Raw genomic sequence first — 12642 nt, forward strand, 5'->3', positions numbered from 1 at the left:
GAGTTCCGGTAGAGGAAGATGATCACTGTGACCCAAGCAACCGCCACCGCGGGAGCACTGAAGAACCTGTCCGACGAGGGCGTCTCGATCTGGCTGGACGACCTGTCGCGCAAGCGGATCAGCACCGGCAACCTGGCCGAGCTCGTCGCCACGAAGAACGTCGTCGGCGTCACCACCAACCCCTCGATCTTCCAGGCCGCCATCGGCTCGGGCGAGGGGTACGAGGAGCAGCTGGCCGACCTCGCCGTGCGGGGTGTCACGGTCGACGAGGCCGTCCGCATGATGACCACGCAGGACGTGCGTGCCGCCGCGGACGTACTGCGCCCGGTGTACGACGCGACGGACGGCCGGGACGGCCGGGTCTCCATCGAGGTCGACCCCCGGCTGGCCCACGACACCACGGCCACGGTCGCCGAGGCCAAGCAGCTCGCCTGGCTGGTCGACCGCCCCAACGTCATGATCAAGATCCCGGCCACCAAGGCCGGTCTCCCGGCGATCACCGAGGTCATCGGCCTCGGCATCAGCGTCAACGTCACGCTGATCTTCTCCCTGGAGCGCTACCGCGAGGTCATGGACGCCTACCTGGCCGGCCTGGAGCGGGCCGCCGCCAAGGGCCTGGACCTCTCCACGATCCACTCGGTGGCCTCCTTCTTCGTCTCCCGCGTCGACGCCGAGATCGACAAGCGGCTGACGGTCCTCGGCACCGACGAGGCGCTCGCCCTCAAGGGCCGGGCGGCGCTGGCCAACGCGCGGCTCGCCTACGAGGCCTACGAGGACGTCTTCGGCGGCGAGCGCTGGACCTCACTGGCCGGTGCCAGGGCCAACAGGCAGCGCCCGCTGTGGGCCTCCACCGGCGTGAAGGACCCGTCGTACAAGGACACCCTCTACGTCGACGAGCTGGTCGCGCCCGGCACGGTCAACACCATGCCGGAGGCGACGCTCGACGCCACCGCCGACCACGGCGACGTCCGCGGTGACACGGTGACCGGCGGCTACACCCAGGCCCGTGCCGACCTGGCGGCCGTCGAACGGCTCGGCGTCTCCTACGACGAGGTCGTGGGCAAGCTGGAGGACGAGGGCGTCGCCAAGTTCGAGGTGGCCTGGCAGGAGCTGCTGGACGCCGTCACGAAGTCCTTGAACAGCAAGGGAGTTGACGCGTAATGAGCAAGACCGCCAAGGAGGTGCGGGTTCCGGTGGTGCCCGCCGCCGACTGGGACAACCCGCTGCGGGACGCGCGCGACCGGCGGCTGCCGATGGTCGCCGGGCCGTCCGGCCTGGTCATCTTCGGTGTGACCGGTGACCTGTCCCGCAAGAAGCTGATGCCGGCCGTCTACGACCTGGCCAACCGGGGTCTGCTGCCCCCGGGCTTCTCGCTCGTCGGCTTCGCCCGCCGGGACTGGGAGGACCAGGACTTCGCCCAGGTCGTCCACGACGCGGTGCGCGAGCACGCCCGGACCCCGTTCCGCGAGGAGGTCTGGCAGCAGCTCGCCGAGGGCATGCGCTTCATTCCCGGCGACTTCGACGACGACACCGCGTTCAAGCAGCTGAAGGCCGCGGTCGACGAGCTGGACGGCTCCCGGGGGACCGGCGGCAACTTCGCCTTCTACCTCTCCGTGCCGCCGAAGTTCTTCCCGAAGGTCGTGCAGCAGCTGAAGAAGGTCGGCCTGGCCACCCCGCCGGCCGGGTCCTGGCGGCGGGCGGTCATCGAGAAGCCGTTCGGCCACGACCTGGCGTCGGCGCAGGACCTCAACCGGGTCGTGCACGAGGTGTTCGACCCGGAGCAGGTGTTCCGGATCGACCACTACCTGGGCAAGGAGACCGTCCAGAACATCCTGGCGCTGCGCTTCGCCAACCAGATGTACGAGCCGATCTGGAACCGCAGTTACGTCGACCACGTGCAGATCACCATGGCCGAGGACATCGGCATCGGCGGCCGGGCGGGGTACTACGACGGCATCGGGTCGGCCCGTGACGTCATCCAGAACCACCTGCTCCAGCTGATGGCGCTGACCGCCATGGAGGAGCCGATCGCGTTCGACGCGGACGCGCTGCTCACCGAGAAGCTGAAGGTCCTGAAGTCGGTGCGGCTGCCGGAGGACCTGGGCAAGCACACCGTGCGCGGTCAGTACGCCGAGGCCTGGCAGGGCGGTGAGAAGGTGATCGGCTACCTCCAGGAGGACGGTATCGACCCCAAGTCGAAGACCGACACCTACGCCGCGGTCAAGGTCGAGATCGACAACCGCCGCTGGGCGGGCGTGCCGTTCTACCTGCGCACCGGCAAGCGGCTGGGCCGCCGGGTCACCGAGATCGCGGTGGTCTTCCAGCGGGCCCCGCACTCCCCCTTCGACTCGACGGCCACCGAGGAACTCGGCGCGAACGCGATCGTCATCCGCGTCCAGCCCGACGAGGGCATGACCGTCCGGTTCGGCTCCAAGGTGCCGGGCACCTCCATGGAGATCCGGGACGTGACGATGGACTTCGCGTACGGCGAGTCGTTCACGGAGTCCAGCCCCGAGGCGTACGAGCGGCTCATCCTGGATGTGCTGCTCGGTGACGCCAATTTGTTCCCCCGTCACCAGGAAGTGGAAGAGTCCTGGAAGATCCTCGACCCGATCGAGACGTACTGGGCGAAGCATGGCAAGCCCGCGCAGTACGAGTCGGGCAGCTGGGGACCGAAGGAAGCCGACGAGATGCTCGCACGAGACGGACGGAGCTGGCGCAGGCCATGAAGATCGACCTGACCGACACCACGGCAAGCAAGATCAACAAGGCGCTGGTGCAGGGTCGCCGCGCCATCGGAACCCCTGCGGTGGGCATGGTCCTGACGATGGTGATCGTCACGGACGAGGAGAACGCCTACGACTCGATCAAGGCAGCCGAGGAGGCCTCGCACGAGCACCCCTCGCGCACCCTGGTCGTCATCAAACGGCACGCCCGCACCCTGCGCGACCGCACCACCTCCCGCCTGGACGCGGAGGTCCGGGTCGGCTCCGAGGCCGGCACCGGCGAGACGGTCGTGCTGCGGACGTACGGCGAGGTCTCCGACCACGCCGACTCGGTGGTGCTGCCCCTGCTGCTGCCGGACGCCCCGGTGGTCGTGTGGTGGCCGGTGGAGGCCCCGGACACCCCGTCCAAGGACCCGCTCGGCGCCCTCGCCCAGCGCCGGATCACCGACCTGTACGCCGTCGAGCGGCCGATGCAGGTCCTGGAGGCCCGCGGCCGCAACTACGCGCCCGGCGACACCGACCTCGCCTGGACCCGGCTCACCCTGTGGCGGTCCATGCTGGCCGCCGCCCTCGACCAGGCCCGGGTCGCCGTGACCTCGGCGGCCGTCGAGGCCGAGGCGGACAACCCGAGCGCCGAGCTCCTCGCCCGCTGGCTGGAGGCCCGCCTGGGCGTCAAGGTGGACCGCGTGGTCTCCCCGGGTCCGGTCGTCACGAAGGTACGGCTGGGCACCGCGACCGGCGAGATCGTCATCGACCGCCCCGAGGGCCCGCTGGCCACCCTGACCCTGCCGGGCCAGCCGCCGCGCACCCTCGCGCTGAAGGTCCGCGCCACCTCCGAACTGATCGCCGAGGAGCTGCGCCGCCTCGACGCCGACGAGATGTACGCCATCGCCCTGCGCGGCGAGGGCACCAAGGAGACCGCTTCCGATGTCTGACACAACCCGGCTCACCCGGCGCCCCGAGTGGACCGCCCTGGAGGACCACCGCGCCCAGGGACAGCCGGTCCTGCGTGAGCTGTTCGCGACGGACCCGGCTCGCGCCGAGCGGTACGTCGTACGGGTCGGCGACCTGTACATCGACTACAGCAAGCACCTGATCACGGACGAGACCCTCGCCCTGCTCCAGGAACTGGCCACCGCCACCGACGTGTTCGGGCTGCGGGACGCGATGTTCCGCGGCGAGAAGATCAACATCACCGAGCGTCGGGCGGTCCTGCACACCGCCCTGCGCGCCCCGCGCGACGCGGTGGTCGAGGTGGACGGCGAGAACGTGGTGCCGGCCGTGCACGCCGTGCTCGACAAGATGGGCGACTTCGCCGGGCGGGTCCGCTCGGGCGAGTGGACCGGCCACACCGGCAAGCGCATCAGGAACGTCGTCAACATCGGCATCGGCGGCTCCGACCTGGGCCCGGCGATGGCCTACGAGGCCCTGCGGGCCTTCACGGCACGGGAGTTGACGTTCCGTTTCGTCTCCAATGTGGACGGCGCGGACCTCCACGAGGCGACCCGGGACCTGGACCCGGCGGAGACCCTGTTCATCGTCGCCTCGAAGACGTTCACGACGATCGAGACGATCACCAACGCGACCTCGGCGCGGAAGTGGCTGCTCGACGGTCTCGAAGGTGACGAGAAGGCGGTGGCGAAGCACTTCGTCGCCCTCTCCACGAACGGCGAGAAGGTCACGGACTTCGGGATCGACCCGGACAACATGTTCGAGTTCTGGGACTGGGTCGGCGGCCGCTACTCCTACGACTCCGCCATCGGCCTCTCGCTGATGATCGCGATCGGCCCGGACCGCTTCCGCGAGATGCTCGACGGCTTCCACCTGGTCGACGAGCACTTCCGCACCGCGCCCGCCGAGGCCAACGCGCCTGTGCTGCTCGGCCTGCTGGGCATCTGGTACGGCAACTTCTTCGACGCCCAGTCGCACGCGGTGCTGCCGTACTCGCACTATCTCTCCAAGTTCACCGCCTACCTGCAGCAGCTGGACATGGAGTCCAACGGCAAGTCGGTGGACCGGGACGGCCGTCCGGTGGACTGGCAGACGGGTCCCGTGGTGTGGGGCACGCCCGGCACCAACGGGCAGCACGCCTACTACCAGTTGATCCACCAGGGCACGAAGCTGATCCCGGCGGACTTCATCGGCTTCGCCGAGCCGATCGCCGAGCTGAGCGGTGAGCTCAAGGCGCAGCACGACCTGTTGATGGCGAACTTCTTCGCCCAGACCCAGGCGCTGGCCTTCGGCAAGACGGCCGAGGAGGTCCGTGCGGAGGGCGTCGCGGAGGAGCAGGTCACCCACCGCACCTTCCAGGGCAACCACCCGACGACGACGGTCCTGGCCCGTGAGCTGACCCCGTCCGTGCTCGGCCAGCTGATCGCGCTGTACGAGCACAAGGTGTTCGTACAGGGCGCCGTCTGGAACATCGACTCCTTCGACCAGTGGGGCGTGGAGCTCGGCAAGGTCCTCGCCAAGCGCATCGAGCCCGCCCTGACCGAAGGCGCCGCGGTGCCCGGCCTCGATCCGTCCACCACCGCTCTGGTCTCCACGTACCGCACGCTTAGGAAGTGAACTGACATGCAGCTCGGACTCATCGGCCTCGGCAAGATGGGCGGGAACATGCGCGAGCGGATCCGCCGCGCGGGCCACACCGTCCTCGGCTACGACCGCAACCCGGACGTCTCCGACGTCAAGAGCCTCAAGGAACTGGTCGAGAAGCTCGACGCCCCACGCACGATCTGGGTGATGGTCCCGGCCGGCACCGCCACCCAGGGTGTCGTCGACGAGCTCAAGGACCTGCTGTCCGAGGGCGACACGGTGGTCGACGGCGGCAACTCCCGCTGGACGGACGACGAGAAGCACGCCGCCGAGCTGGGCATCAAGGGCATCGGCTTCGTCGACGCCGGTGTATCCGGCGGGGTGTGGGGCCTGCAGAACGGCTATGCCCTGATGGTCGGCGGCGACAAGGAGCACGTCGAGCGGTTGAAGCCGATCTTCGACGCGCTCAAGCCGGAGGGCCCCTACGGCTACGTGCACGCGGGCCGGGTCGGCGCCGGGCACTTCTCCAAGATGGTCCACAACGGCATCGAGTACGCCATGATGCAGGCGTATGCGGAGGGCTGGGAACTTCTTGAGAAGGTCAAGTCGGTGGACAACGTCCGCGAGGTCTTCCGCTCCTGGCAGGAGGGCACCGTCATCCGCTCCTGGCTGCTTGACCTCGCGGTCAACGCGCTGGACGACGACGAGCACCTGGACAAGCTGAAGGGCTTCGCGCAGGACTCCGGCGAGGGCCGCTGGACCGTCGAGGCGGCCATCGACAACGCGGTGCCACTCCCGGCGATCACCGCCTCCCTGTTCGCGCGGTTCGCGTCCCGCCAGGACGACTCCCCGCAGATGAAGATGATCGCGGCCCTGCGCAACCAGTTCGGCGGCCACGCCGTCGAGTCCGCGAAGGAGTGACCGACGGTGGGGGACCTCCTTCTGGTCCGCCACGGTGAGACGGAGTGGAGCCTGTCGGGACAGCACACCAGCTGGACCGACCTGCCCCTCACCCAGCACGGCGAGGAACAGGCCAAGTCCCTCGCCCCGCTGCTCACGGGCCGAACCTACGCACTGGTACTGGCCAGTCCGCTGAACCGCGCGATACGCACGGCCGAGCTGGCCGGCCTCACCGGGGTCGTACCCGACCCCGACCTGCACGAATGGGACTACGGCGGCTACGAGGGCATCACCACGGTGGAGATCCACCGCTCCCGCCCCGACTGGTACCTGTGGACCGACGGGGTGCCCCCGGGCCCGGCGGGCCACCCCGGGGAGTCGCCCGAGGAGATCGGGGCCCGGGCCGACCGGGTGCTCGCCAAGGTGGACAAGGCCCTCGCGGGCGACGACGGCGACGTGGTTCTCGTGGCCCACGCCCACTTCCTGCGGGTGCTCACCGCCCGCCGTCTGGGGCTGCCGCCCGCCGAGGGCCGGCTGTTCCAGCTGGCGACGGGGACGGTCAGCCGGTTGTCCATGGAGCACGGGTGGCCCGTGATCGCCGAGTGGAACAAGACGCCGTGACCCACCTCGTGACGGCCCGTCAGTAGCAACTGGCGGGCCGTTTCGACGTGTCGGCACACCCCGGGCGGTGTCCGCACCGTCGGCCGACCTCGGGGCCACGGCATCCCGGTTTCTACGGCCCCTTTCCTAACCCCTTGTCGAAAGTCCGGTGAAGCCCATAGCCTTGCGCCGCGCCGGTGCCGTCGTCCGACCGGGCCCGGTCGTGACGGGATGGGAGGGGCAGCCGCGTGAAGCGAACATCGCGTGACATCCGCACCGCGAACCGCTACGAGGTGTTGCGCCAGATCATCGCCCAGTCCCCCACCTCCCGGCAGACGCTGGCCGCCGCCACCGGACTGAGCGTCGCCACGGTCGCCACGCTCGTCGGCGAGCTGCTCGACCTGCGGATGATCACCGAGGTCGGCTTCGAGGACTCCGCGGGGGGCCGTCCCCGGGGGCTGATGGCCGTCAACGCGGCGGGCGGCGCGCTGATCGGCGTCGACATCGCGGAGACCTACGTCCGGGTCGAGCTGTTCGACCTGGCCCTGAACGTGCTGGCCCGCGCCGTGGAGGACATGCGCCCGGGCGAGCACCGGCCTGAGCAGGTGGTCGGCCATGTCGCCACCGCCGTCGGCTCGGTGGTCGCCCAGGCCGGGATCGAGGGCGCGCGGGTGCTGGGCGTCGGGGTGAGCGTGCCGGGGCAGGTCGACCGGGGCACCGGGATCGCCGAGTACGCGCCCAACTGGGACTGGCACGAGGTGCCGCTGCTGGATCTGCTGTCCGAGCACATCGCCTATCCGCTGTACCTGGACAATCCGCTGCGGGCGAGCGCGGTGGCCGAGCTGTGGTTCGGGGCCGCACGGGGACACGAGGACGCCGTGGTGGTGAACCTCGGGACCGGGGTGGGCGCCGGTCTGGTGCTGGCCGGCGGGCTGTACCGGGGAGTGAGCAACAGCGCCGGGGAGTGGGGGCACACCACCCTCGTGCTGGACGGACGGCTGTGCCACTGCGGCAACCACGGCTGTGTCGAGACGTACGTCGGCGCGCCCGGCATCATGCTCAACCTGCGCGAACTCAGCCCGCGCAGCACGCTGTTGCACCCCGAGGACCAGACGGCGACCGTCGACGCCCTGGCCCGCGGGGTAGCCGCGGGCGATCCGGTGGCCGTCAAGGTCGTCCGCGACACGGCCCGTTACCTGGGCGCGGGCATCTCGGACCTGGTGAACCTGTTCAATCCCGAGGTGGTCGTGCTGAGCAGCTGGGTCGCCAAGAAGCTGGGCGCAGCGTTGCTCGACGAAGTGCGCGAGGCCGTCCGGCGGCACGCGCTGAGGCGGCCGTTCGCCGCCACCGAGATCGTCCTCTCCCCCGTCCCCACCGACCCGGTGTGCCTCGGCGCGGCCACGTTCGCGCTGGAGGGCGCCCTGCAGTCGGTGGGACAGCGGACCCCCAGACGCACCACCCCCGCAAGGAGCCGTACCGCACCACCTTCATGACGACGGAAGGGATGCCCGTTTTGACCCGCACGACGCGCACGAAGAGATCGGCCCTCGCCGCGGCCGCGGCGGCACTGACCGCCACGGGGGCCCTGATCAGCTCCCCACCGGCGAACGCCGCCGACACCGCCGGCACCGCCGGAACGGCATCGGCGGAGGTCTCCCCGCACGCCGCCCAGACCATCGACGACATCGGCGCCTCGGGCGCGTGGTGGGTCAACGACCTCCAGCACTTCGACCCCAAGGTCCAGGCCAGGGTGGCGAAGCTGCTGTTCTCCAAGCAGGGCCTGGACCTCAGCTCGTACCGGTACAACATCGGCGGCGGCGGGGTCGCGGTCACCACCCCGGCCCGGGCCGCCGAGGACTTCGTCGGCACCGACGGCTCGTACGACTGGAGCCGCGACAAGGGCGGTCGGACCTTCCTCGAGTACGCCGCGAAGTACGGCGTCGAGGACCTGATCGGCTTCGTCAACAGCGCGCCCGCCCAGTGGACCACCAACGGGCAGAGCTGCGGCGGCCGCTTGAAGGCGGAGGACGAGACCGCCTACGCCAGGTACGTGGCCGACGTCACCGACCACTTCGCCCGCGACGGTGTGCGCCTGGACTACATCAGCCCCTTCAACGAGCCGGACAACGACTTCGGTTCGTGCGGTCAGGAGGGCATGCAGGTCACCGTAGACCAACGCGACGACATCGTGCGGGCGCTCGGTGCCGAGCAGCGGGCCCGGCACCAGAAGACGGGCATCATCGCCGACGAGTCCAGCAGCACCGTGCAGTTCACCACCGAGGTCCCGCAGTGGCTGTCCCAGCCGGACACCGCGCAGTACGTCTCCAAGCTGGCGCACCACACGTACAACAACCCCAGCGACGGCCAACTGGGCAACGTCTACGAGACGGCGAGGACGGCCGGCAAGACGTCCTGGGCCTCGGAGATCTGCTGCTTCGGCAAGGGCTCGACGGGCTGGAACCAGGAGTACGACCCGTCCATCGACAACGCCCTGCTGATGTCCCGGATCGTCTACAAGGACTTCGCGAGCTCCCACGACTCCGCCTTCCAGTGGTGGGTGGCGCTCGCGAGCGGGTACGGCAGCACCCCGTACACCAGGAACGACGAGGGCTGGAACGACGGCCTGATCTACTACGACCCCGACTTCGCGACGAACGGCAACCAGACGCTGTACTTCACGAAGCGGTACTACGCGCTCGGCCAGTACAGCAGGTTCGTCAAGCCGGGCTCGGTCGCGCACGACGTGACCGGCGCTCCGGACGGGGTCGAGGTGTCGGCGTACGACAACAACGGCACGTGGGTCGTTGTGGTCAACAACCAGAACACCACGGACACCCCGCTGAGCCTGCACTTCAACGGCAAGACACCGAAACGAGCCAGGGAGGCGGTGCGGACCTCGGCCACCGAGGACTGGGCCGACGTCGCGAAGCCGACGGTGAGTTCGGGGACCGTGTCCGCCACCCTCGCCGCCCGCTCCGTCACGACGTACGTCTTCGACCAGAAGGGTCATGGCAGTTCGCCCGTGAACGGTGCCCTGGTGGGCGGGCAGTCCGGCAAGTGCCTGACCGCGGGCGTCTCCGGAGCCGCCATCGCCACCTGCACGGGCACGGCGGACCAGTCCTGGTCGTACGACGCACAGGGCACCCTGAAGGGCGCGAACGGCTATCTGACGGCTTCGGGTTCCGGTCTGACGACCACCGCCGACCGCACCGGTGACGCGAACCAGCGCTGGCTGCTGAACGCCAACGGCCAGATCCTCAGCGAGGCGTCCGGCAAGTGCCTGGACGTGAGCGGGCAGGCCACCGCCGACGGCGGCAAGGTGATCCTCTACAGCTGCAACGGCGGCGCCAACGAGGCCTGGACCAGGCGGTAGCCGCACCGCTCCGCACGAACCGAGGGCCGCCGGCCCCCCTGACCCGGCGGCTCTCAACTCACCCTGCAATCACGACCGTTCGTCATTCCGAACCGGGTACAACGTTTCGCGCAGACTTCGTCCAACCTCTTGCCGAAGTATTAGCCGAAGGTTAACGTCCCGCACCGCAGCGCAATTCCAGCCATCTGGCTTCCGGGGTTCCCCAGGGCCGTAGAGCCGCAGCCGCACTCGACAGACAAGGACGTCAGCATGTCGGCACTCAGCAACAACAACTGGTCCCGCCGGTCTCTCTTCCGGGCGGCCGCGGGCATGGCCGCCGCCGGCACACTGGCCGCCTGCGGCGGCAACAACGGGCGGGGCGGGGGGTCGGGGTCGGGCACGCAGCTCACCCAGATGTTCCACGCCTACGGCGAGGCGGGTACGGAGCAGGCCATCAAGAAGTACGCCGCCGCCTACAAGGACGCCAACGTGTCCACGCAGTGGATCACCAGTGCCGACTACGAGAGCAAGCTGTTCGCGACCCTGCTCACCAAGAGCGCCCCCGACCTGTTCGAGTTCCACCCGCAGATACAGATGGTCAAGAGCGGGCAGGTCGCCGACCTGAGCGACCTCATCGACCCGGTCAAGGACGACTTCAACCCGGCCGACATCAAGTCGCACACGGTCGACGGGAAGATCTACGGCGTCCGGATGATCGACGACCCGCAGTTCTTCTTCTACCGGCCCTCGCTCTTCGAGAAGGCCGGCGTCAAGGTCCCGGAGAGCCTCGACGAGCTGATCGAGGCCGCCGCCAAGCTCACCACCGGCAAGGTCAAGGGCCTGTACGTGGGCAACGACCTGCACGCGGTCGTCAGCCCCCTGATCTGGTCCGCGGGCGCCGACACCCTCGACGACAAGAACCAGATCGCCTATCACACGGACGGTGTCGTCGAGGGCCTGAGGAAGATGCGCAAGCTGTTCACCAGCGGCGATCTGCTCCTGGGCGCCCCGACCGACTACTGGGACCCCTCTTCGCTCAGCCAGGGCCTGTGCGCCATCCAGTTCTGCGGTATGTGGGCGATGCCGCAGTTCCAGAAGGCCCTCGGCGACGACCTCGGGATCTTCCCCTTCCCGAAGACCGTCGACTCCGGCAAGCAGTCCGTCTACAACGGCGGCTGGTCGATGTTCGTCAACGCCAAGGGCGACAACGTCGACGCGGCCAAGGAGTACGTCAAGTGGCTGTGGATCGACCAGAAGAAGTACCAGGAGGACTGGGCGACCTCGTACGGCTTCCACATCCCGCCGCGTGCCTCGATCGCCGCGTCGGCCACCAAGCTCAAGTCCGGCCTGCCCGCGGAGGGTGTGAAGCTCTTCAACGAGTTCGGGCACTTCGACAACATCGGCTGGACCCAGGCGATGATCCAGGCGACATGGGACGTCATGGCCAACTGTGTCCGCAAGGACGGTGACCCGGAGAAGGCGCTCGACCAGTGCGACAAGACCGTCAACCGCGAGCTGAAGAAGCTCTTCGGATAAGTCGGCGGACGGAACAGACCATGTCGACGACCACGGCGCGCGACCTCGCCACCCCCGCCCCGACGCCGGCCAGGCCGGCCGGCCCGCGGCGGGGCTGGCGGGGCAGCCGCACCCTCAACTTCTGGCTCTTCATCAGCCCCTTCCTCATCGGGCTGATCGTCTTCATCTACGTGCCGATCGGCTGGAGTGTCTACCTCAGCTTCTTCGACGCACGGTTCACCGTCACGCCGGACAAGTTCATCGGCATCGACAACTACACGTACATGCTGACGGACCCCAAGTTCGTCGGTTCCCTGGGCACCTTCACCGTGTTCGCCGCGTTCATCGTGCCGATCACCTGGGCGGTGTCGCTCGGCCTCGCCCTGCTGGTCAACCGGATACGGTTCATGCGGGCGTTCTTCCGCTCGGTGTTCTTCCTGCCGACCGCGTGCAGCTATGTCGCCGCGTCCCTGATCTGGAAGATGTCCATCTTCAGCGGAGTCCGCTTCGGCCTGATGAACACCGTCATCGGCTGGTTCGGCATCGACAACATCGCCTGGCTGGCCTCTCCCAGCCCGCCCTGGTACTGGCTGGTCATCGTCACGGCCCGGCTGTGGCTGCAGTCCGGCTTCTACATGATCCTGTTCCTGGCCGCCCTGCAGAACATCCCCGGCGAGCTGTACGAGGCCGCCGCCATCGACGGTGCCAAGCCGGGCTGGCAGACCTTCCGGTACATCACCCTGCCCCAGCTGCGGGCCACCTCGACCGCGGTGATCCTGCTGCTGCTCATCGCCGCCTACCAGGCCTTCGACGAGTTCTTCAACCTGCTCGACAAGACCACCTGGGGCCGGCCTCCGCTGGTCGAGCTCTACTACACCGCCCTCGGCACGGAACAGGACTACGGCGCCGGCAGCGCGGGGGCGGTCATCCTGACCGTGCTGATCATCATCGTCACCCTGCTCCAGGGCAAGATCATGGGCTTCGGAAGGGGGGAGGAGGCCAAGTGACCACCAC

At 68.9% G+C, this 12642-nt stretch carries 10 protein-coding genes; all 10 read left to right on the top strand.

The genetic code is table 11. The features are described from left to right. Positions 1 to 18: 18 nt before the first annotated feature. The 10 genes from tal (at position 19) to AB0N16_RS19765 (ending at position 12635) form a co-directional block, all read left to right on the top strand. Complete coding sequence (tal, locus tag AB0N16_RS19720; protein WP_365798295.1) at positions 19 to 1161, top strand: transaldolase; 1143 nt, start codon at positions 19 to 21, stop codon at positions 1159 to 1161. Then, entirely contained in the window at positions 1161 to 2729 is a 1569-nt protein-coding gene (zwf, locus tag AB0N16_RS19725) for a glucose-6-phosphate dehydrogenase (protein ID WP_365798297.1), read from the top strand. The genes tal and zwf overlap by 1 nt, the downstream gene beginning before the upstream one ends. After that, positions 2726 to 3661, top strand: a complete 936-nt coding sequence (gene opcA, locus AB0N16_RS19730) for a glucose-6-phosphate dehydrogenase assembly protein OpcA (RefSeq protein WP_365798299.1) — start codon at positions 2726 to 2728, stop codon at positions 3659 to 3661. The genes zwf and opcA overlap by 4 nt, the downstream gene beginning before the upstream one ends. Further along, positions 3654 to 5294 carry a glucose-6-phosphate isomerase gene (gene pgi / locus AB0N16_RS19735; RefSeq protein ID WP_365798301.1) on the top strand — a complete coding sequence of 547 codons (1641 nt, stop codon included), beginning with the start codon at positions 3654 to 3656 and terminating at the stop codon, positions 5292 to 5294. The genes opcA and pgi overlap by 8 nt, the downstream gene beginning before the upstream one ends. A 6-nt stretch (positions 5295 to 5300) precedes the next feature. Beyond that, entirely contained in the window at positions 5301 to 6182 is an 882-nt protein-coding gene (gnd, locus tag AB0N16_RS19740) for a phosphogluconate dehydrogenase (NAD(+)-dependent, decarboxylating) (protein ID WP_365798303.1), read from the top strand. Positions 6183 to 6188: 6 nt separating this feature from the next. Next, positions 6189 to 6782: a histidine phosphatase family protein gene (locus AB0N16_RS19745; RefSeq protein ID WP_365798305.1), complete on the top strand. Its 594-nt coding sequence runs from the start codon at positions 6189 to 6191 to the stop codon at positions 6780 to 6782. A gap of 227 nt (positions 6783 to 7009) precedes the next feature. Beyond that, complete coding sequence (locus AB0N16_RS19750; RefSeq protein ID WP_365798307.1) at positions 7010 to 8254, top strand: ROK family protein; 1245 nt, start codon at positions 7010 to 7012, stop codon at positions 8252 to 8254. An 11-nt stretch (positions 8255 to 8265) separates the two neighbouring features. Next, complete coding sequence (locus AB0N16_RS19755; RefSeq protein ID WP_365798309.1) at positions 8266 to 10134, top strand: glycoside hydrolase; 1869 nt, start codon at positions 8266 to 8268, stop codon at positions 10132 to 10134. A 249-nt stretch (positions 10135 to 10383) separates the two neighbouring features. Beyond that, the gene (locus AB0N16_RS19760) at positions 10384 to 11649 is read left to right on the top strand and encodes a sugar ABC transporter substrate-binding protein (protein ID WP_365798311.1); all 1266 of its coding nucleotides are present in this window, start codon (positions 10384 to 10386) and stop codon (positions 11647 to 11649) included. A gap of 20 nt (positions 11650 to 11669) precedes the next feature. Then, a complete protein-coding gene (locus AB0N16_RS19765; RefSeq protein WP_365798313.1) occupies positions 11670 to 12635 on the top strand; it encodes a sugar ABC transporter permease in 966 nt (321 codons plus the stop codon). The last annotated feature ends 7 nt before the right edge of the window (positions 12636 to 12642 follow it).

Source organism: Streptomyces sp. NPDC051105, from assembly GCF_040682795.1.
Classification (GTDB): Bacteria; Actinomycetota; Actinomycetes; order Streptomycetales; family Streptomycetaceae; genus Streptomyces.

Excerpts from the sequence above, each read along its gene's own strand:
- tal (WP_365798295.1), top strand. The coding sequence starts at position 19 with ATGATCACTGTGACCCAAGCAACCGCCACCGCGGGAGCACTGAAGAAC.
- zwf (WP_365798297.1), top strand. The coding sequence starts at position 1,161 with ATGAGCAAGACCGCCAAGGAGGTGCGGGTTCCGGTGGTGCCCGCCGCC.
- opcA (WP_365798299.1), top strand. The coding sequence starts at position 2,726 with ATGAAGATCGACCTGACCGACACCACGGCAAGCAAGATCAACAAGGCG.
- pgi (WP_365798301.1), top strand. The coding sequence starts at position 3,654 with ATGTCTGACACAACCCGGCTCACCCGGCGCCCCGAGTGGACCGCCCTG.
- gnd (WP_365798303.1), top strand. The coding sequence starts at position 5,301 with ATGCAGCTCGGACTCATCGGCCTCGGCAAGATGGGCGGGAACATGCGC.
- AB0N16_RS19755 (WP_365798309.1), top strand. The coding sequence starts at position 8,266 with ATGCCCGTTTTGACCCGCACGACGCGCACGAAGAGATCGGCCCTCGCC.
- AB0N16_RS19760 (WP_365798311.1), top strand. The coding sequence starts at position 10,384 with ATGTCGGCACTCAGCAACAACAACTGGTCCCGCCGGTCTCTCTTCCGG.
- AB0N16_RS19765 (WP_365798313.1), top strand. The coding sequence starts at position 11,670 with ATGTCGACGACCACGGCGCGCGACCTCGCCACCCCCGCCCCGACGCCG.